Here is a 20,715-nt window from a genome sequence, read left to right on the forward strand (position 1 = left end):
TTCAAACCTTCTGGACTTCGCGGGCAAACACCGCTGAGACGAGCATGGAGCCGGCCGCCGTCACGGCGTCGATGACCGGCACCCCGAGCCGGCGGCGGAGCACGTCCGCCATGCCGATGCTGCTCAGGCCCGTGCTCGCCTGGACAATGACGTCGGCGCCGGCATCAACCAGCATGTGGGCCGCGGCGAGGGCATCGAAAATCCCGGCGGGCATCAGGAACGCATCGGGCGTTTCGAGCCGCCCTTCGCCGTCAATGAGCAGCATGCGGTCGCCCAGCGACTCCGCGATCGGGCCCGGCACATGGGCGCCCAATCCCAGGACCCCGATCCTTCCGCCGAACGTCAGCGCGGCGGCCGCGGCTGCGGCTCCTGCCCCGATGACCGGGATATCCACGGCCGCCCGGGTTGCGGCCAGCCCCGGGTCCGACGTGCAACTGATAATCAGGGCGTCGGCCTCCCCGGCCATTTCCTGCGCCAACTGGACCACCTTGGGAGCCGCAGACTCAAGCGACGCCTGATCGTAGACGCCGGACGGCTGGTCCGGAATACAGCGGGAGGTGACGGTGAATCCGAATGCTTCCTGCAGGAGTTTGCCGTGGGCGTGGAGCAGGCGGCGGTCCGACGTCGTCATTACCCGGATCAGTCCAACACGCATGGCGCACTACCTTTCCGAACGGATACCTTGCTGCGAGGCTACCCGGCGAGTATTTCCATGTGTTTTCGGGGAGATGACCAATGCACGCGCTGCCGGCATTTTGGACGTGGTGATCGCGGATGCGGGGCCGCTCAAGGCCCCGACGCCGTAACTTGTGCATCAGCTTGGCAAAAACTTCGCCAGCACTGGGCAAGCGCGTCCGGCGCCGTTGTATGGTGTGTCTCGGTGGTCCGCCTTCGGATCCGGGTCCCATACCCGGGATGGGGGGAAGTCGGAACACCGGTTCCGGGCTCAGCCGGAACATTGACCAAAGGAATAGCCCATGTCGGTGGAGCCGTCGTCCACTCCAGGACTGCAGGAAGACCAGGATCGCGATGACCTGGCATTCGGCGCAGAGCATGCCGCAGGTGCGGCCGGAATCCGACATCAGGCCGCCAGAATCATCGAAGCCGTGCTCGCCGACACCACGCCGGAGCACGACCGGGCCCGGGAACTGCTCCGCCGGCAGCTTGACGCCCATCCCGGACACCCGGAACGGGCGCTGGTGGAACACCTTGCCGCCTTGAAGGCTGCCGTCGGAGAGTAAGCGCGGCTTCACCGGCTCACGTACGGGACCTCACTTGTAGACGCGGATCCAGTCGACCTGCATCTGGCTCGGATGGGTGGGATTCCCGTTAGGGAACCAGTCAAGCTGCACGGATTGGTGCATCCCCACGGTGGGCTGATGCGCCGGGTTCGTGTCGCTGAACCACAGCAGCCCGTCCAGGTATCCGGTGATCCCGGCGGGAGTCCACTCCACGGCATAGTTGTGCCACTGGGTCGTGTCCATGGTCCGTGCGGCCCGGGTCTGGAAGTTCGGGCCGCTGCACGCGTGGTGCAGGTTGAACTTGATCTTGGTGGTGTCCGCGGTGCCTTCCGCATAGTCAACTTCGGCGCAGGTGGGCGATATGTTGTTGTTCGGCCACAGCATCACGACGGGATGGTATTGCGTGTCCCGCGCATTGGTCCTCATCCGCGCTTCCCAGCGGCCGTACTTCTGCTGGGCAAACGTTGCGGACATGCCGCCCGTGGTCCCCGCAGCGTTGCCGCTGACGGTCACCACGCCGCCGCCTACCGCCCAGGCCTTCGGACTCCGGATCCCCTTGCCCGCGTGCCCGGGGCCGTCGTAGACCTTCCATTTAGCGGGGTCCGGGGCCCCGGCGTAGCTGAACTCATCGCCCGCCACCACCGGCCCCCAGCCACGGACGACGGCGGCTTGGATCCCGTCGGATACTGCCGTCACGGCGGCCGACCGCTCGAGGGCGGGCGCGGCGCCGCACCCGCTCAGGGCCAACGTGCCTGCCGCGGTCAATACCGCAACCGTGCGCTTTGCCAACATCGGGCCTCCTGGTGTCTGCGATAGCTGGAGTCTGGAATGATGACCGGCTGAGGCAACCATGCCCTCAGACATACTTGCTGAACCAGGCCAGGGTGTCGTTCCACGCGGCGGTGGCCTGCTCCTGGTTGTAACGCTCCCCCGTGTCATTGTGGAATGCGTGGTCCACGCCGGGATAGACCTTGAGCTCATGCCGGACCTCGGTTTTGGCCAGGGCATCCCGGAGCGCCGGCATGGCGCCGGTGATCCGCTGGTCCAGTTCGGCGTAGACACCAAAGACGGCCGCCTTGATGGCCGCCACCTTGTCCAGATCGGGCGCGGGTCCGTAGAACGCGGATGTAGCCTTCAAACCGGGGAGCGCCGTCGCCGCCTGCCAGGTGATTCCCCCGCCAAAGCAGAAACCGTTCATGGCGATCCGGCCCTGGTCGACGAAGTCCTGGGCTCCCAGATAATCGAAGGCCGCGGCGAAGTCGGAGACGTGGCGCCGGGCTCCGGCCCGGATCAGCGCTCCCGGGACGGCGTCCGGGTCCATGCTCGCCGTTCCGCCTTCCCGGCTTAGCAGGTCCAGGGCCAGTGCCGCATACCCGGCCTTGGCGAAGCGGCGCGCCACATCCTGGATATGCGGGGTCAGCCCGCGGTTCTCGTGGCAGACCAGCACGGCCGGGCCGGCCGGTCCATGATCCGGCCGCGCAAGGTAGCCGCTGATATCGGTGCCGCCAGCGGTGAAACGCACCGTCGCCGTCGTGAGTCCGGCCGCCCCCTCGGGGACGGACAACGGACTCTTGGCGCCCGGTACCGCACCCGCGGACGACGCACGTGTCCCTTGCCCCGGCCCGGCCGATGACGTAGCCGGCGTCGGCATGGGGTCCGTGCTGCGCGGAACTTCGTCGGGCGTGCAGCCGACCAGGAGCATCGCTGCCGAGGCTGTCGCCATGCTGCCTGTAATGAACGCCACCCGGCGCGTGAACGTGCGTTGGCTCATGGCGCCGGCGCGGTAGTCGTCGAAGAATTCCTCAATCAGATACTTCTCAAACTTGCCAAGCTGGATCATGGTGGACCTCCTGGACTTTGCCGTTCATCCTCCTCCGAAGGCCGACTCCCGGCAAGTGATGCGGCTCGTCATGAGGCCAGCCCTATCAGTCCGCGGGCCGCGCGGGCTGATCCGGCCGGCGCCCCGCCAACGACTGCACCGTCTCGGCGATCCCCACGTTTTCTCGTTCAAGCTCTTCCATGTACAGCCGTCCGCCTGTTATGAGGCCGTCCTCGACCTCGAAGATCGTCACACCACGCATGTCGAAGGGCCGTCCGTCGCTGCGGGTGCCGGCCCAGGTCCATTCGCTCCACGCGGTGTTGCCGTGGTCCGCCGAACTGATCACCTCGGCGTGAAAATCCGGAATGCCAGCGAACATCGCTGCCCAGTTGGCGTGCATCTGCCGCCTTCCCACGAAGGCCCTGGCCGGGTGGGCCGGTTGCACGCTCTTGTAGGACTCATGGAACAACGCGGCTGCTGCCTCGAGGTCGTGGGCATTCATCGCAGCCAGCAGGCGTTGGATGACTTCGCTCATGTGATCGCTCCTCCCCGCGGCAGGGGGCTTGCGCATATGCTCGTGCGCGGCTTTGTGCCCTGCCTCGTTGTTGGTCGGGACTGTGCCCGGAAATCGGCGTGCCCCGAGCTTCAATCTACGCCCCGGGACTTCCCGCTTCCAGACCGCCACGTCACCGGAAGCCGCTATGGCTTGAGCACGATCCGAATCGGGTTGCCGTCCTTCTCGCTGAGCATCCGCACGGCTTCGGCGGCGTCGGCGAGCGGCATGATGCGGCTCACGGAGCGGGAGAACTCGATCCGGCCCAGCTCGTAGAGCGAGACGAGATCGGCCACGTCGGCGGGGGCCGAACCGTAGTGCCCGAGAATCTGCTGCCGGAGGTAGCTGAAGAGCGTCCCGTTGCTCACGTTCAGGGGTTGATCCGCCAGACCCACGAGCACCATCTTTCCGCCGGCGCCCAGCGATCCCGCCGCCTGCTCCCTGACGGCCGGCACCCCGGCGAAGTCGAACGCCGTGGCGAGTCCGCGGCCGCGCGTCGCCGCCCTCATGGCGGCGGTGAATCCGGCGTCGTTGGGGTCAAGGGCGACGTCGGCGCCGAACTCGAGGGCCCGGGCGCGGGCCGCTTCGAGCGGGTCGACGGCGATGATCGGAGCGGCGCCCACGAGCCGGAGCAGCTGCACCGCGTGGGCACCGAGACCGCCCACACCCCAGATCCCGGCCGGCTTGCCCGGCTGGATCCTGGCCGTCGAGGTGATGGCCGCCCACGGCGTCGAAACGGCGTCGGGGATGAAGCAGGCCTGTTCAAAGGGGAGGCTGTCCGGCAGCGGAACAACAGTTCCGGCCGAAGCGACTGCGTACTCCGCCCATCCGCCGTCGTAGTCCACGCCGCGGGTCAGAACGGTGCCGCCGCGCTCCTCGCCGGCCTGGAGGAGCACCCGTTGGCCGAGCCGCAACCCCTCCACGCCGTCGCCGAGCTGGTCGATCACCCCGGCGACTTCGTGCCCGAGGGTCACGGTATCGCCGCGGAGGTACTGCGGCTTGAGCATTCCTTCGATGAGGTGGACGTCAGAGAGGCAGACGCCGGCCGCGGCGACGGCGATCCGTACCTGTCCGGGGCCGGCCTCAGGCTCCGGTACGTCCTCAACCGCGAACGTGGCGGTCCCAACGTCGAGTCGGCCTGCGAGCATGATCTCTCCTTCGAAAAGCGGCAGTGCGTGAGTGGAGTTTCCTCAGGCGTAGGCATTCCTAAGGGTCAGCCGGCACCGCTCCGTAGATGCTGGTGAGCCAGATGTGGAGCAAGGTCTCAATGGTGTCCTCAACGGCGCCCGGGAGGGCTGGTGCCCGAAGCGCCGGTCCCGTCGGCTCGAGCCCGGTCAGCGCCGCCGTGATGACGCGCTCGTTGAGCAGATTGAGCGCGCTGGCGAGCAGCCGCGGCTCCGGTCCGGCGGGTGAAGCGCCACGGTCGCGTTCAGCACCGATCGCCGCCGCTGTGGCGTCGATCCAGCGGTTCGTCAGCGTGGCCCACTCGGCAGCGAGTTCGGGTTCCGAGGAACGCGCGGCCGCAGCGGCCACCGAGACCCCCCGATGCGCCGCGAACGTCCCGGCGAAGGCTTCGATTGCCTTCCGCCAGGCGGCCGACGGTGCCGCGCTGAGGTCGCTGAAGACATCGGCCGTGCGCTTCTCGGCCTCGTGCGCCACCTGGTCCAGGAGGGTCAGCAGAACAGCCTGCTTCGAAGCGAAATAGAAGTAAAACGTCGGACGGGAGATGCCGGCGCCCCGGGCGAGGTCGTCGATCGTGACGTCCGCAAAGTCCTTTTCGCCGAGCAGCCGCTCGGCCGCGACCAGGATGGCCCGCTGGCGTTCGTCGCCGGACGGCCTGGCCGCCCGGCGTCCCCGGTTCGGAACGCCCTGTGCGGCGTCGTCGGGCGCGGCCTTCGCCGCCGCCGGTCCGGACGACGGCGGCGCAGTTTCTGCGGCGGATGCTGGGTTCATGCGGTCAGCGTAGCACCCTCTCGACAGGGTGTTGACTTCATCAACACCCTGTTCATAGACTGCGGGAAATCGGGGCGGCACCCATCGGCCGCGCAACTATCAGGGAGCACCATCATCGCCGAACATCTCGACGTCCTCATCGTCGGAGCCGGGCTCTCCGGCATCGGCGCTGCATGCCGCCTGACCACAGCGTTTCCGTCGAAATCGATGGCGATCCTCGAGGCCCGCGAATCCAGCGGCGGCACCTGGGATCTCTTTCGCTACCCGGGGGTCCGCTCGGACAGCGACATGTTCACGCTCGGCTATCCGTTCCGTCCGTGGGAGACGTCGACGTCGATCGCCCCGGGCGCGTCCATCCTGCAGTACGTGCGCGAAACCGCTTCGGCCTACGGCGTTGACCGCCTGATCCGCTACGGTCACCGCGTGGTGAGGGCCGATTGGTCCTCCGAAACCTCGTTGTGGACGGTCGAGGTCGGCCGCGGCGCCGAGGCGCCGGTCACCTTCACGAGCTCGTTCCTTTTCATCTGCTCGGGCTACTACCGCTACGACGAGGGCTACAGCCCGACGTTCCCGGGCCAGGACAGCTTCACCGGCGAGATCATCCACCCGCAGCACTGGCCGGCGGACTTCGACGCGACCGGCAAGCGGATCGTCGTGATCGGCAGCGGGGCCACGGCCGTCACCCTCGTTCCCGCGCTGGCAGCCACCGCGGAGCACGTCACCATGCTGCAGCGCTCCCCCGGCTACATGGCCGTCCTCCCGGACACCGACGACGGTTTCGACACCCTCGTATCCCGGCATGTCCCCCGGCGCCTGGCCGGCGTCGTCTCGCGTTGGAAGGGGATCGCGCGGGCGCTGCTGAGCTACCAGATCAGCCGGCGGAGTCCGGAAAAGATGAAGAGCATCCTGCGCCACCAGGTCACGAAGCGCCTGCCCGACGGTTACGACGTCGAGAAGCACTTCCAGCCGAAGTACAACCCCTGGGACGAGCGGCTGTGCATCGTGCCGAACGGCGACCTCTTCAAGGCCATTCGCTCCGGCCGCGCCGACGTCGCTACCGACACGATCGAGACCCTCACGCCGGCGGGGATCCGGCTTGCCTCCGGCGCGGAACTGGCCGCCGACGTCGTGGTGACGGCCACCGGCCTGAATCTGCTGCTCTTCGGCGGCATGGCCCTCAGCGTCGACGGCGTCCCGGTGGACCCGGCATCGAAGGTCACCTATCAGGGCATGATGCTGGCCGACGTGCCGAACCTGGCCTTCGCGATCGGCTACACGAACGCGTCCTGGACCCTCAAGATCGATCTCGTGGTGCACTACGTGGCCCGGATCCTGCGCCACCTTGACCGGAGCGGTCACACCACTGTGACGCCGGTGGCCCCGCCCGACGTCGGCGAACTCAGGCCGCTGATCGACCTTACCTCCGGCTACATCCGCCGCGGCATCGACCAGATGCCAAAACAAGGCGCGCACGCGCCGTGGCGGCTGCACCAGAACTACCCCCGGGACGTCAGGATGTTCCGGCTGAGCCGGCTGCACGGCAACGGCTTGCTGTTCAGCGGACGTGCTGTTCAGTGGACACGGCGCAGCGCCTCGTTCAAGGAAACCCCGCAAGTTGGCGGCGTTGTGAGTGCGGACCCGGTGCTGGCGGCACCGCGGAGCATCGCCGTGGACGGCCGCCCGGTCTCCTACCGCGACACCGGTACCGGGTCCCCGGTCCTGTTGCTCCATGGCATCGGCCGGAGCCTTGCGGACTGGGATGAGCAGCACACGCTGCTGGGGGCCGGCCATCGGGTGATCAGCGTGGATCTCGCCGGGTTTGGCGGCTCGACGGCGTTGCGCGGACGGCACACGCTCGACGTCCTGGCCGCGTGGGTCTCCCGGTTCCTGGACGCCCTGGACGCTGAAGAGGAGTTGGGGGCCGTCGACGTCGTCGGCAACTCGCTCGGGGGCGCCGTCGCGATGCGCTTGTCGGTGCTGCGCCCGGAGAAGGTGCGCCGCCTCGTGCTGATCAACAGCGCCGGATTCGGCGCGACCGTGACCCCGGCGCTGCGGCTGATCGCGGTGCCCGTGCTCGGCCGGCTGCTCCTGCGGCCCTCGCCGAAGGCCGCGTACCGGACGGAGCGGGCGCTCTTTGTGAACCGTTCCTTCGTTTCGCAGGAGCGCATTGCCGCGAGCGTGGCCCGCGGTTCGCAGCGGGGCGCCATGCGGGCTTTCCGCGAAGTGGCCTGCGATCTTGGCACGTTCAGGGGGATCCGGCCGAGGTGGCGGTCGCGCCTGATCGCCGAGGTCGCCGCGGCAGGGAAGCCCGTGCTGATCCTGTGGGGCGACTCCGATCTCATTCTGCCGGCCGGGCACTTGGACGAGGCCCGCAGATTGTTGCCCGAGGCCCAAACGCATCTGTTCGAGCAGACGGGACACATGCCACACATTGAACGGGCCCGGGAGACAGCCGGACTGATCCGGGAGTTCCTGTACTGACGCCGCGGACCGCTAACCGATCACTTTCTTGGTGGTCGAGTTCCAGGTAAGCCGGCCGTTTTCAAATTCCGACACCCGACCGGTGGAAATCAAATACTGGTCGCTGGTCGGATAGCCCAACCGGCTCGTCTCCCAGCCGAGGGATGCCCATTTGGCCCGGATCACACCCTGGACATTGTGCGCCCCGGTCGCCGGCGACCAGTAGATCGACGAACCGTTCGAACCGGAGAAGTGGTTGTACCGCCCCTTCTTGTCCGGGGTGCCCTTCTCGTCCGTGATCGGGTAGCCCAGCGCGCCGGTTTCCCAGCCCAGGGACGCCCACTTGGCCCGGATCGAACCCAGGACAAAGTGCGCCCCGGTGGCCGGCGACCAGAAGATCGAGTTTCCGCCGGCCCCGGAGAAGTGGTTGAAGCGCCCCGCGCCGTCCGCAGAACCGGTCGTGTCCGTGGTCGGATAGCCCAGGCCCGTTTCCCAGCCCAGGGACGCCCACTTGGCCCGGATCGCACCTGTGACCGAGTGCGCCTTGGTCGTCGGTGTCCAGTAGATCGATGCCCCGCCAGCGCCCGAGAAGTGGTTGTACCGCCCCACCCCGTCCGGGGTGCCCTTCTCGTCGGTGATCGGATAGCCCAGAGCTCCTGTTTCAGCCCCCAGCGCCCTCCACTTGGCCCGGATCGCACCCAGGACATAGTGCGCCCCGGTTGTCGGCGACCAGTAGATCGAGGCGCCGCCCGAACCGGAGAAGTTGCTGTACTTCCCTGCTCCGTCCGGGGAAAGCTGCTCATCGGTCGTCGGGAAGCCCAGGATGCCCGCTGCGCCGCCGGCGGCCCTGAACCGGCTGCTGATCTCGCCGACCACCGCGTGTGCGCCGGTCTTGGGCGACCAGCAGATCATCCCTCGGAAATAGTCCTGGCATTTCCCTCCTGCAACGTCGTATTCCAGGGTCAGCGAGCGGCCGAGGATTGACCCCGGACGTCCTGCGTTGGTCTTCCACGCGTAGGCCGCAATCGGGTCGTCGGTGCCGTTCCCGGTGAGCATCACCTTCAGCGCGCCCTGGCCGTCGTCGGCGGTGATCAGATAGTAAGTGTCCGTCGTCCCGGCCTGGCCGAAGGCCGACGGCGTGAAGGTGACGCTCTGGTATGCGGATTCACCCGCGGGAATCTTCAGTCCCTCGGCAATGGGTGTGGTGGTCGAGAAGGCTCCCTGCGGCGCCTTCGCCTTGGTGATGGTCATGGGCACGTTGCCGGTGTTCTGTATCTGGAACGCCCGTGTGGCCGAGGTCCCGACCGGGACGTCACCGAAGTCCAGCGAGCGCGGCATTTGCAGGTGCGCCGCTCCTTCGACGGCGGTCGCGGTTACCTTGACTGTCACCTTGCCGCGGTCACTGGCGACGACGAGCGAGTCGGTGACCGGCGTCGCCGTCGTGGGACTGAACATCATGGATACGGCCACCGACGCCAGGGGCTGGATCGTCTGACCCACGGCAGGCACCGTGGCCGGGTCGACGCTGAGCTGTGCGTTGACCGGCAAGGTGACGCCGGTGATCTTGACGACGGTCGTTCCGGTATTGACGATGTTGACCGTCTGCCGGCTGACCGTCTTGGTGGGTACGTCGGTGAACTGGACCAGGGCCGGGGTCGCGCCCAGGCCCTCCTTCGTGCCGACGCCGTGGACGCCGAGGAGGTCGGTCTCGCCGTCGGCGGTTTTGACGGTGAGCGTGCCATCGGCCTGTCCCGCGACCGTGGGCGAGAAGGTCACGGGAACCGTCATGCTGGCCCCTTTGGACAGCTTCCGGGGCAGCGTGAGCGTGGTGCCGACCTTGAACGGGGCACCGGCGGTGATGGAGTTGATCGTTACCGCCCGCGACGCCGTGATCGTCACGCTTCCGGTCACCGAGGAACCAACCTTGACCTGGCCGAGGTCGGTGTCCTTCGCCCCGACCGCTGATGTTGTCGGAGCGCCGAAGCCCAGGACGTGCCCGTCCCGGGTACCTACATACACACGGCCTTTGTCAGTGGCCACGGAGGAGAACTTGGCCCCCGTACCCAGAGGGGCACTGAACACTTCCTGGAGGTTCCCGGTGTTATCCGGGAGTGCACGGTAGGCGCGCAGTTCCGCGTCTGCCCCGGTGCCTCCGCTGACGTAGACCACCCAGACCAAGGCGGACGAGCCGTCCGTACCGGAGGACGTCACCACCGGGGAACCGGAACTGAACCCGAAGGTTCCGGCGGAGGTGCCGACGGCGGCGAGGCTGACGCCGCCGGTGGCGCCTGGCACGAGTTTGAAGGCCCGGAGATACCCGTTGCTCTCGACGACGTAGAGGTATCCGCCGGTGCTGGTCCCGAGAAACGCGGGCTTTCCCCATACTCCGCTGTACGGACCGGCCTTGTCGAGGACGGCGTCAGTTCCCCCCGGCCCTTGCGCCATGCCGCCCAGATTGTCGCGGTCCAGCAGGTACAACTGGCCGCCTTTGCCGATTTGCGCCATCAGGTGCGGGTGCGCCGCTGTGCCGTAGCCGTCCGGTATCCCGACCGGCGCACCGGACCCCAGATCGGCGTCGTTGCGGTTCAGTTTCGCGTTGTCGGCCGGGCTGAAGAAGTCGGTGGGCTTCAGGTTGCCGTCGGTGCCGACGCGGAGCCGGACCAGCGACTCCGCCAGGGTAGTGGGAGGCTTCGTGCCCGGGCCGGCCTTCGGCGAGATGCCGTTGCCGGTGGTGAGCAGGATCTGGCCGGGGCCGTCGGACACCAGTCCGCCGCCGGACTGCCAGATGCCGCCCTCCGCGTTGGCGTTGCCGGATTCGGTCGCCCACATCGTCGTCTGCCGCCCGGCCGTCGACACACCGACGACGTAGCCGACGAACGGGGTGTAGTCGCAGTGGCTGGCGAATCCGGCGTAGACCACGCCGTTCAGGAGCAGCAGCCCGGGCCGCTGCATCGCGGTCATGGGGTTGAACGGGCGGGTGGGGTCGTTCGTCGGGGCGCCTTCGATGGTCACGGGAAATCCGGGCCGCTCCGCTCCTGTGACCGCGTCGAGGGAATGCATGTACCAGTGCGGGAGCTGTTTGCTTGCGCCGTCGTTTGTCTTCGCCAGCAGGAAGACGCTCTTCGTGGCAGGGTCATAGACCGGCGTCGACGTGATTCCGATATTGGGGGTGAGGTCACCGCAACTGACGGTCGACACCGGCCACGCCGGCCCGAGTTTGCGCGTCCACTTCTTCGCACCCGTGGCGCTATCCAGTCCGTAGACGGCATTGTTTTCCGTCGCGGCGATCACGGTGCCGCCGACCACAAGGGGCTGGGCGTAGACCTGCCCGTCCACGGTCGCAGAGAACAGTTTACCGAAGTTCGATGATGCGACCGCCGACGGCGAGAGCCCTGGCTCGTCTCGATCCCAGCCTGTCCGCAGCGAATCGGTGGAGATTGTCCCGACGTCCGCAGCGGCGATCTCGCTGACGGTCAGCCCGGCCAGTGTGAGCGAGGCCGACACGAGGGCGGCCCATGCGTGTCGGGACCACGGGCGGTGCACGGACTGCTTTGCCAGGAGCCTCGCCGCCCGTTCCTTCCGGGCATGTGGCGCCTCGCCCCTTCGCCCACCACGCAGACGGCCAGCGGAATGGCCGGACAACACCGAAGGTACTGTTTGATCATGCATGGTTGAGACCCGTTTCTGACCACTACATTGACTTTATTAACCCAGTACTCAGGAGCCTAGAAGTCGGGCAGGAACGGCGCGCGAGTGAGGCCTACTCGACTTCCACGGGGTGACTCTTGCTTTCTTGCGGGCGCTACTTGCCCGTCGTGCGGGCCCACCCGGATGCCTACTTGCTGGGCCCGGATCCTCGCCCAACGCACGAAAGCCGCTACCTCAGTGGAAGCGGCTTTCGTCGTTTCATCATGTGCCCCGCCGATTCGGAGGTCAGGGCTAAGGTTCGCCGGCTCGGGCCGTCAATGGCGGTCGTTCATTCGGGTGCGCTGAGGTTGACGATATGGGCGGCCACGGTCCATCCCGAGGCGGTGTAGTCGGCCACCCGGTGCGGGGCGAGGACTGTGTAGAGGGTGTCCGCGCCGTGCACATAGGCCTCGTCCGCGAGTGCCGCCACAACCGCCGGCTCAAGGCTCTTCGCGGATTCCGGCGTAAGGGTCTGCAGGCCGCCGATGACGGCCAGGCCCTGCTCGATCCTGATACGGCCGCCGGCAACGGGGTGGTCGAAAACGGATATTTCCACGACGTCGTACCGCTCCAGGGGCGCCTGGGCCAGCTCGGCGTTCTCGGGTAATTCAGGAGCAGCGTTCATCTCAGCCGTGGGGGCAGTGAGCAGCACCGCGTGGTCTACAGGTTCCAGGCCCCGGGCTGCGGCGTAGTCCAACGCGTCCCCGGACTCCGCGGTGACCAGCGTGAGGACCGCCCCCGGATGCTCGCGGACGGTCTCTGCGGCGCGGTCCGCGTCGGTTCCGGGCCAGGCGAAGATGTACTCCGGAGGGGCCGGCTCCGTGTCCGGTGCGGTGACGATTCCGGAGCCATCCGGTGCTGAGGATTGTCCGCGGACGGCGGCCCAGGCGGCGGCCCAGAGCGGAAGGGTGTCCTGCCAGTCAGCCATGACGCGTTCTCCTTCAAATCTGTTAGGCCGAGGATACGCTCCTGCTGTGAAGATGTCGCCGCGCGGGACTGCTGACGCAAGCGCCGCGCTGGAGGGTCTCCCCTACCGGTTGGTCAAAGCGTGCATGATCGCGGCGCCCCACTGGCCTCCGGTCAGCATCAGGACGCCGACGGCCGGCACGCCGAGCGCCCAGGCGACCCGGCGCCGTCGTGCCTGATCCACCAGGTCCCGGAGGGCGGCGAAATTCCGTTTGAGTTCATCAGGATTGCCGCGCGCCGTCGGCTTCGTGTGCCAGGTCCGGGGCTGCATGGCCGCGGCGGCGATACCGTGTACCTGTTCAGCGTTCAAGACGGGGTGGCGCCGCTGGAGAAAGCCCAGGAGCTGCCGTTCGCTCAGCACCATCACCTGGCGCGGCTTCTCCCTAACCGTGAGCCGCCGGGGTTCAACGATCACCACGACGCCGGTCACCTCGACTGCCGCGCCCGCTGCGGTGCTGAGGAGCTTCGAGGCCCGGGCGGCCTCGTGCGCGGCGTTGTAGAGATGGCGTTGCTTCTTTCCTGACACCATCAGGGTCTGCCCTGCCACCCAGATCGATTGATCCGCATGGTTCTTGGTGTTGAGGGTGAAGACGCCGGCCGGACCGACAAGCACGTGATCGATGTCCGACCAGTCTGAGCCGACCGGGACGGCATGCAGCACCAGCCATTCGGGCCCCAGCCCGGCCAGAATCCGTCCCACGGTAATCTCGCCCAGTGCACCCTTGTACCAGGGCCAGCTGGCGTCGTTCAACGGGCTGGCGCCGAATATCCGCCGGAGCCGCGAACGCGGCGGTACGAGCGCCTGGACTGCCAGGAGTTCCTCGATCACGGACTGCGCCGCAAATCGCTCGGTGAGCAGCGCAGGCGCGGGGTCTGCGATCATGGCTGCGGCTGTGGTGTGGGACGCATGCGAGGCAGCCTACGCGTCGATGGCCCACACCGCGAGGAGGGAGCGTCGGCGTGCCGCAATCCTTGCGGGCATCGCGGATGACGCCCCGGTCCCAGGCAGCGCGCGTGGGGCCCTCGCCGGGTGTCGCGTTAGGCTCATCCCATGGTCCCCGATCGCTACCAGGCCGAGCTTGCCAGCTCTCTTGACCGCCTCAGCACGCTCGCCCGCCAGCCGGTGGACGTGCTGGCCCGCTCCGTTCCGGCCTGCGCCGGATGGACTCTCGAGGAACTTTTCGGGCATCTCGGTTCAATTGAGCGGTGGGCTGCCGCAGTGGTTCGTGAGGGCACGTTCGTTGCGGAACCGGCCCCGCCTGTCGAAGGCGCGGCAGCCTGGTTCCTCGACGGCGTTGGACCCTTCTTCGAGACGCTCATGGCCCTTGATCCAGAGACACGGTGCTGGACTTTTGGACCACCGCCGCGCACGGCCGGGTTTTGGCTTCGACGCCAAGCCCACGAACACGCCATCCACCTCATCGACGCATGCCAGGCGCTGGGCCTGGAAAGCCCCGCTCTTGGCGAAGACTTCATGCTCGACGGGATCGCCGAGGTCCTGACGATGTTCACCCCGCGCCAACTTCGACTGGGCCGGATGCCGCCCCCGGACAAGGCCGTAACCTTCCACGTGCCCGGGGCCGCGAGCTGGACCCTGGGCCCGGGTCCCGCCGTGGCATCAATTACGGCCCCGGCGGTTGGGATGTATCTCGGCCTCTGGGGCCGATCCAAGCTCGAGGATACTGCCATCATCGAAGGTGACGCCGCCGTTGCCCTTCGCGTCCTTCGGGGCCCGCTTACGCCGTGAGGCCCGGAGTTCGGGCTTAGGCGGGATTCAAACCCCTGGCATATGCCGCCTGCCCCACGTGCTGGAGGCAGTCGGCAATCGTGCTGACCAGCCGCACCCCAAGCGTGACGGGCGGGTCCCATCGCGTATCGACGATGCGGTCGAAGTCCTCGTCGCCGAGCGGCGTCAGGAACCCCACGGTCTGCCGGTGAACGGCGTCGTAGTAGTCGAACAACAGCTGCCGGGAAACCCGCACCGCGTCGACCTGGCTGCTCGAATGGCCGTAGCCGGTGTCGCGTTTGGGCAGCGGAAGGTCGAATCTGCCGGCGAACCCCTGCGAGGTCCAGACCTGTTCCAGGCCTGCGGCGGAGGCGAGTTGCGCGTCTTCGACCCGGCTGAGGTGCCAGATCAGCCATGCCATCGAATTTCCGTTACCCGCCGGCCGGCGCACCAGAGTCTCGTCGTCGACGCCCTCCAGCGCGGCGGCCACGGTCTCATGGATGCGGCCGAAGGCGTCCAGCAGCAGTTCGTTGGATTTCATCGAGTCCCCTCACGGTGCATCATCGCTGAGTCCCCATGCTTGCACGGAAGCCGCAGCGGTGGGTAGGGCCGGCCCTACGCCGAGGCGGTCACGTGGTCCGCGGGCTCCTCATCCCCCGCGGTACGCTCAGGGGCCAGGCTGCTGTCGTCTTCGTAGTGTGTCGCGTTGGCGAGGTCGCGGCCTGCGATGTAGCCGAACGTCAGGGCTGGTCCGAGGTTGATGCCGCCGGCCGGGTAATGGCCGCCCATGACGGATGCCTGGTCATTTCCGGCGACATAGAGGCCTGCAATGGGCCTTCCGGCGGTGTCCAGTACCCGGGCGCGCGAGTCGGCGGCGAGTCCCGCGAAGGTGCCGAAGGATCCCGGCACGATCTTTACCGCGTAGAACGGCCCCTTTTCGAGCGGGCGCAGCGACGGGTTGGGCGTGTTCTTCGGGTCCCCGCCGTAGCGGTTGAATTCGCTGGCGCCGCGGTCGAAGTCGGGGTCGACGCCCTTGCGGGCGTTCTTGTTGAAGTCTGCGACGGTCTTTGCGAGGCTTTCCGGGTCGATGCCGCAGGCAACGGCGAGTTCCTCGATGGTCCGGCCTTTCTTGAGGTAGCCGGAGCGCAGGAAGGGGAAGAGCGGCACGGGAAGCGGCTTGGCCATGCCCAGCGGGAACTTGCGCACGAACGCGGCGTCGGCGATCTGCCAGGCCTCGACGGGTTCGCCGTCCAGGGTCGCGTTGAGCATTCCCTCGACGTAGTCGTAGTAGCCGTTGGCCTCGTTCACGAACCTGCGTCCGTCCGCGCGCACGCCGATGCTGCCGGGTTTGGCGCGGTCCATGATGTGCGGGAACGTCCCGGTGCGTCCGCTGCGGTACGGGACCAGGGAGACCGGGCACCAGGCGGCCGGGGAGTTCATGTCGGTGTCGAACCTGGCGCCCACGGCCTGGGCCATGGTGATGCCGTCGCCCGTGGTCTCCTTCGGCGCCAGCGTCCAGTGCTCGCGCCCGGTGGGGGTCTTGGGGAACAGCGCGGCGCGCCGGGTGACGTCGTTCGGGAAGCCGCCGGCGGCCAGCACGACGCCGCGCGCGGCGTTGATCTGCAGCTCGCCTTCCGGTGAGCTCACCACAGCTCCGGTCACTTTGCCGGAAGCGTCCGTGATCAGGCGTTTCGCGGGGGTGGAGACGCGGATGTCCACGCCGAGGTCATCGGCGGATTTCATGAGCCGGCCGGTGAGCGCGGTGCCGTTGACCAGCTGCATGTTGCGCCGGTGGATCAGGAGATCCAGCAGGTGCAGGCCCACCCGCCAGCCGGCGTGGAAGAGTCCTTGGACGTTGCCCTGGGAGGCGGAGAGGAACTTGGTGAGGTCCGGGCCGGCCATGATGCCCATGCCCAGGAAGGAGGTCTCGTAGAGCTGGTGGCGCATCTTGGCGCGCAACTCGGGCCTGATCCGCCGGGCGTTGAACGGCTTGGGCCCCACCGAGCGGTGCCCGGTGCCGGCACCGGGCGTGCTGCCGTAGATGTCCTTGATTTTGGCGCCGGGGACAAACTGCAGGCTGGTCTTGTCGTGGAAGAAGCCGACCATGTGCGGGACGGCCTCAAGGAACGCGTCCACCTTGTCGTCGCGGTAGTTCCCGCCCAGCCGGTGGCGCAGGTAGGTGCGGAAGAGTTCGCGGTCCTCGTTGACGCCGTCGGCCTTGGCCAGCGGGTTCCCCGGGGTCCAGGCCCAGCCGCCGGACCACGAGGTGGCGCCGCCGCAGACATCGGCCTTTTCAACAACAATGACTTTCAGCCCGTGGTAGGCGGCCGTGACCGCGGCGGACAGGCCGCCGGCTCCGGAGCCCACCACCAGGACGTCACAGTCCAGGCTGGTGCGGTCATGATGGGTGTCTAGGGATGCAGGCATGGTGTTTCTCTTTCAGTGGAAGAAGGTGTCGGAGTCCAGGCGCGGGGGCGCCCCGGTGTCGAGTGCGTCGATCGCGTCGAGCTGCTCCTGGCTCAGGCCGAAGGTGAAGACGTCGAGGTTTTCGCGCTGACGGTCAAGGCTTGCTGACTTGGGCACGGCCACCCGGCCGTGTTGAACGTGCCAGCGCAGCACGATCTGCGCGGGGGTCTTGCCGAGGTCCCGGGCCGGGCCCGTCACGGCAGGGTGGCTGAGGAAGGCGCCGTTGCGGCCGAGCGGGCTGTAGGCGGCGGTCAGTATGCTGTGGTCCCGGTGGTAGGCAAGCTGCCGGGGCTGACCGTGTTCGGGGTCGATCTGCACCTGGTTCACCGGAACCTTCAGCCCGGCGGCTTGAACGAGCCGCAGGTGGGCCGGTTTGAAGTTGGACACGCCCCAGGCCCGGATGGAGCCCTCCTCCACCAGGCGTTGAAGTCCTTCGCAGGCCTCGACGAACCGACCTTGCGCCGGGTTGGGCCAGTGCACCAGGAAAAGGTCCAGATAGTCGGTCCGGAGGCGCTTCACGGCGTGGCCGAAGGCCTCGCGCACGCCGTCCCGGCTGTGCCATTCGGTGTTGAACTTGGTGGTGAGGAACAGCCGGCTGCGCTCGATCCCGCTGCGCCGGATCCCCTCCCCCACGGCGGCCTCATTGGCATAGTTCTCGGCCGTGTCGATGTGCCGGTAGCCGCTGCCGATCGCTTGGACCACCGCCGCCGCGGCGTCCTCGCCGGTCAGGGGCCAGGTTCCCAGCCCGATGAGCGGGATGCGGACGCCGGGGGCCAGTTCCGCCGTCGTGATGTCGTCCTTCGTTTCATTCATCGGAGGCCTGCTTCCTGGAGGATTTCCGCGTCCCGGAGGGTGCTGGCGGCCGCCAGCACCGCCTCGACGCCGGATTTGAGCCGGCGCGCCCAGCCAAGTTCGCCGAGTTCGGCCACGCGGCGGTCCGACGGCGTCTCCGCACTCAGCGGGAGGGACTCCGGGAGGGCGGCCACGGCGGCGGCGAGGTCGAAGTCGCCCTCGCCGGGCACCTCGCGTTCCGAGCGGGATTCGGTGACGAGATCCTCGCGGCTGGCCGGCCGCCGGGCCGGCCCGTCGCACAGCTGCAGCAGTGGCACCAGGTCCGCGTTGGCGCGCAGCTGCTCCCATTGCCCGGCTTCCCCGCTGTCCCGGCCATCCCGGCCGTTGACCGAGTTGACAGAGGTGACAGAGGTGAAGCCGTTGAACCGGTTGAAGTGCAGGGTGTCCACCACGATCCTGCAGCCGGCCTGCCGGGCGATGTCCGCGGCCTGGGCGATCGAGGCCACGGGCTGGTAGGAGATCGCCTCAAGGGTCGGGGTGATTCCGAAACCGCGGCCGTCGTCGGTCATCCGGGCCAGCGTGTGGACCAGCCGGGCACTGTCCGGATCGGCTCCGGCGACGGTCAGGGATACGGCCCCCAAGGCCTGTCCGGCTTCCATCATCCGCAGCCAGGCGTCCCGCTGGTCGGTGCCGTCCAGCAGCAGGAATTCGATGTCACGGACACTCACGCCGGTGTCCCGCATCCGGGCCAGGGTTTCCCGCAACATCGGCGAGCCGGGCTGGAGGTCGTAAGGCCGTTCGGCCGCAGTCACGGGACGGACCCGGGCTCCGATGAAGTCGAAGCCTGCTGCAGCCGCGATGCCGAGCAGTTGCGGCGGGGCGGTGTTCAGGAGGGACAGTTGGGCGAGCCCCAATGGTCGCCGGGTGCCGTGGGTCATGATGCTGCTCCGTTCAGGCTCATCGTCTTGTTCTCAGTCGTGTTCTCGGTAGGGCTCCCAGTGGTGCCGGGTGTCAGGAGCGCGGCGATGCGCTGGGCTGCGTCGTAACCGCTTTTGACGGCGTTGGAGGCGATCGCGGGCGTCTGGTCCACGACGGTCCCGGCCAGGGTCACCGGCACTCCGGCGGTGCCGGTCAGTCGCGCGTCCCGGACGTCGGCCGGGACCGAGCCATCCAGCGGGACCACTGAGCGTGAGACCAGGACAGGTCCCGGAGCGGCCAGCCATTCGCCTCCGGCCGGAAGGCCCGGCCCGCTGATCCGGACCCGGGCGCCGTCGTACTCCTCAATGGCCGCGCCCAGGCGGATCCGCACCCGGGGGTTGGCGGTCAGCCGGGGCACGGCCAGGATCTTGGCGCGGCGGCCCGATTCCGGGGCGATGACTTCCTGCGGTCCCACCAGGAGAACCGCAGTCCCGCGGTCGGCAAGGGTGTCCGCAACGCTCATGGCGACGGAATCGGCGCCCCACATGGTCACGGCCTCCGGAGCGGCGGCGCTGCCGTCGAGGATGTCCGCGTGGGCGGCGAGCCACGCCCGCACGTCCAGGACGTTCGGGGAGTCGTCACCGGGGAACCCGGCGGCCGGCCGTAGCCCGCCGGTGGCGATCACGACGGCGTCTGCCGCGGTGTCACGCACCAGCTCGCCGAGGGCGTCGGTGTCCACGCGAGTGCCCGGACGGACGTCGATGCCGAGCCGCGCGTTCTCCTCCGCGGACCATTCGGCGAAGCGGTGGAAGTCCGGCGTGGATTTCATGCGTTCGGCCAGGGCGAACTGACCGCCGGGGCGGGCGGCGGCGTCGAGCACGGTCACGTGGGCGCCGGCTTCGGCGAGTTCGCGGGCGGCGGTCAGGCCGGCGGGCCCGGCACCGACCACCACAACGCGGGAGCCGTCGCGGACGGCGGGGGTGGGGACGGGGACGCGGGAACGGCCCACGGCCGGGTTGACCGTGCAGGTCACCTGGCCAAGTCCGAGGTTGTCGATGCAGACGTTGCAGGCAATGCAGGGCCGGTAGCGCTCGCCGCGCAGGACACCGCCCACGAAGGCGGGGTCGGCGTGGATGGCGCGGGCCAGGCTGACGAAGTCGCAGGTCCCCTCGCGGAGGACCTCCTCGATGATCTCCGGGGAGTTCAGCCGGCCGGCCATGCCAAGTGGCAGCCCGAATTGGCGGTACGCCTTGGCGTAGTCGGCCAGGATGCCCGGCTTCCATTCGCCGGACTGCACGATCCATTCGCCGGCTTCGTAGCTGCCGGCGGAGATGTCCAGGAAGTCCAGGTGTTCCAGGTGGGCCTTGGCGATGATCCCGAGCTGCTGTTCGGCGCTGATTCCCTCGGCAGGACCCTCCACCACCGAGACGCGCAGTCCCACGATCGTGTCCGGGACAGCTGCCCGTACGGCGTCGATGACCAGGTTCATGAAGCGTTCGGGGGCGGCGAACTCGTCGGTGCGGTGGTTGGAAATCGGCGACATGAACTGGTGGATCAGGTAGCCGTGGGCTCCGTGGATGTTGATGACGTCGAAGCCTGCCTGCACGGCCCGGCGGGCGGCCTGGGCGTAGGCGTCCGCGAGCTCATAGCACTCGGCGGCGGTGAGTTCCCGCGGAACCTCCCCGCCCGCCGTCGCACACGGGACCGGCGACGGTGCCAGGTTCTTGAACCCGGAGACGGCGGCCTGCGCGGTACGGCCTCCATGGTTGAGTTCGACGGCGGCGAGCGCACCCTCGGCGTGCAGGGCGTCGGTGAGCCGGCGCAGCCCGGGAATCATGGCATCGGTGTGCAGGCCCAGCTGGTGGGTGCGGCCCTTGCCGTCGGCTCGGACGAAGGTGGCTTCCGTGGTGACCAGGCCGAGGCCGGCCTTGGCCCGGGTGACGAGGTAGTCAATGTACTGCTCTGTGATGGCGCCCTCGGTGGTGCCGTAGTTGCGCTCCATCGGGGCGGAGGCGAGGCGGTTGCGGAGGGTTTTCGGGGTGCGGCCGTTGCGGCCCAGCGTCAGGGGCTGTGCGCTCAGGGTTTGGGCGCTCAGGGTTTGGGCGGCGCGGCGGGTGTTGAGTTCCATGACTGT

At 68.2% G+C, this 20,715-nt stretch carries 17 protein-coding genes; 3 read left to right on the forward strand and 14 right to left on the reverse strand.

Translation table 11 applies throughout. The features are described 5' to 3' along the window. Position 1: 1 nt before the first annotated feature. Positions 2–655: an aspartate/glutamate racemase family protein gene (locus C9424_RS18390; protein ID WP_116768307.1), complete on the reverse strand. Its 654-nt coding sequence runs from the start codon at positions 653–655 to the stop codon at positions 2–4. 322 nt (positions 656–977) lie between these two features. On the opposite strand from C9424_RS18390, the gene C9424_RS18395 reads away from it, so the two are divergent. Next, a complete protein-coding gene (locus tag C9424_RS18395; protein WP_116768308.1) occupies positions 978–1,241 on the forward strand; it encodes a hypothetical protein in 264 nt (87 codons plus the stop codon). Between the two features lie 30 nt (positions 1,242–1,271). Here the strand turns inward: C9424_RS18395 and C9424_RS18400 are convergent, their stop codons facing one another. The 5 genes from C9424_RS18400 to C9424_RS21985 form a co-directional block, all read right to left on the reverse strand. Further along, entirely contained in the window at positions 1,272–2,033 is a 762-nt protein-coding gene (locus tag C9424_RS18400) for a glycoside hydrolase family 16 protein (protein ID WP_116768309.1), read from the reverse strand. Positions 2,034–2,097: 64 nt separating this feature from the next. Then, a complete protein-coding gene (locus tag C9424_RS18405) occupies positions 2,098–3,081 on the reverse strand; it encodes a dienelactone hydrolase family protein (protein ID WP_116768310.1) in 984 nt (327 codons plus the stop codon). Between the two features lie 85 nt (positions 3,082–3,166). Further along, on the reverse strand, positions 3,167–3,595 hold the full coding sequence (locus C9424_RS18410) for a nuclear transport factor 2 family protein (RefSeq protein ID WP_161958249.1): 429 nt from the start codon (positions 3,593–3,595) through the stop codon (positions 3,167–3,169). 164 nt (positions 3,596–3,759) lie between these two features. Beyond that, positions 3,760–4,761, reverse strand: coding sequence for a zinc-binding dehydrogenase (locus tag C9424_RS18415; protein ID WP_116768312.1), 1,002 nt, complete (start codon positions 4,759–4,761; stop codon positions 3,760–3,762). Between the two features lie 58 nt (positions 4,762–4,819). After that, on the reverse strand, positions 4,820–5,566 hold the full coding sequence (locus C9424_RS21985) for a TetR/AcrR family transcriptional regulator (RefSeq protein ID WP_116768349.1): 747 nt from the start codon (positions 5,564–5,566) through the stop codon (positions 4,820–4,822). A gap of 138 nt (positions 5,567–5,704) precedes the next feature. Between C9424_RS21985 and C9424_RS21490 the strand changes: the two genes are divergently transcribed. Then, positions 5,705–8,047 carry an alpha/beta fold hydrolase gene (locus C9424_RS21490; protein WP_272914161.1) on the forward strand — a complete coding sequence of 781 codons (2,343 nt, stop codon included), beginning with the start codon at positions 5,705–5,707 and terminating at the stop codon, positions 8,045–8,047. 12 nt (positions 8,048–8,059) lie between these two features. On the opposite strand, the gene C9424_RS18430 is transcribed toward C9424_RS21490, so the two are convergent. The 3 genes from C9424_RS18430 to C9424_RS18440 all read right to left on the reverse strand — a co-directional run bounded on the left by C9424_RS18430 (position 8,060) and on the right by C9424_RS18440 (position 13,562). Then, positions 8,060–11,530, reverse strand: coding sequence for a choice-of-anchor D domain-containing protein (locus C9424_RS18430; RefSeq protein ID WP_161958251.1), 3,471 nt, complete (start codon positions 11,528–11,530; stop codon positions 8,060–8,062). Between the two features lie 472 nt (positions 11,531–12,002). Continuing rightward, entirely contained in the window at positions 12,003–12,641 is a 639-nt protein-coding gene (locus tag C9424_RS18435; protein WP_116768314.1) for a hypothetical protein, read from the reverse strand. Positions 12,642–12,743: 102 nt separating this feature from the next. Further along, the gene (locus C9424_RS18440; RefSeq protein WP_116768315.1) at positions 12,744–13,562 is read right to left on the reverse strand and encodes a nuclease-related domain-containing protein; all 819 of its coding nucleotides are present in this window, start codon (positions 13,560–13,562) and stop codon (positions 12,744–12,746) included. Positions 13,563–13,730: 168 nt separating this feature from the next. Here C9424_RS18440 and C9424_RS18445 point away from each other — a divergent pair, with 168 nt between their 5' ends. Further along, a complete protein-coding gene (locus C9424_RS18445) occupies positions 13,731–14,426 on the forward strand; it encodes a maleylpyruvate isomerase family mycothiol-dependent enzyme (RefSeq protein ID WP_116768316.1) in 696 nt (231 codons plus the stop codon). A gap of 16 nt (positions 14,427–14,442) precedes the next feature. Here the strand turns inward: C9424_RS18445 and C9424_RS18450 are convergent, their stop codons facing one another. The 5 genes from C9424_RS18450 to C9424_RS18470 form a co-directional block, all read right to left on the reverse strand. After that, positions 14,443–14,946 carry a mycothiol transferase gene (locus tag C9424_RS18450; RefSeq protein ID WP_116768317.1) on the reverse strand — a complete coding sequence of 168 codons (504 nt, stop codon included), beginning with the start codon at positions 14,944–14,946 and terminating at the stop codon, positions 14,443–14,445. A 74-nt stretch (positions 14,947–15,020) separates the two neighbouring features. Then, positions 15,021–16,832, reverse strand: coding sequence for an FAD-dependent oxidoreductase (locus tag C9424_RS18455; RefSeq protein ID WP_116768318.1), 1,812 nt, complete (start codon positions 16,830–16,832; stop codon positions 15,021–15,023). A gap of 12 nt (positions 16,833–16,844) precedes the next feature. Beyond that, positions 16,845–17,684, reverse strand: coding sequence for an aldo/keto reductase (locus tag C9424_RS18460; RefSeq protein WP_116768319.1), 840 nt, complete (start codon positions 17,682–17,684; stop codon positions 16,845–16,847). Continuing rightward, complete coding sequence (locus tag C9424_RS18465) at positions 17,681–18,601, reverse strand: sugar phosphate isomerase/epimerase family protein (RefSeq protein WP_116768320.1); 921 nt, start codon at positions 18,599–18,601, stop codon at positions 17,681–17,683. The genes C9424_RS18460 and C9424_RS18465 overlap by 4 nt, the downstream gene beginning before the upstream one ends. Beyond that, positions 18,598–20,709, reverse strand: coding sequence for an FAD-dependent oxidoreductase (locus C9424_RS18470; protein ID WP_116768321.1), 2,112 nt, complete (start codon positions 20,707–20,709; stop codon positions 18,598–18,600). Before C9424_RS18470 ends, C9424_RS18465 begins: the two co-directional genes overlap by 4 nt. Positions 20,710–20,715: the final 6 nt, after the last annotated feature.

Origin of the sequence: Arthrobacter sp. H-02-3 (genome assembly GCF_003097355.1) — a bacterium.
Taxonomy (GTDB): domain Bacteria; phylum Actinomycetota; class Actinomycetes; order Actinomycetales; family Micrococcaceae; genus Arthrobacter; species Arthrobacter humicola.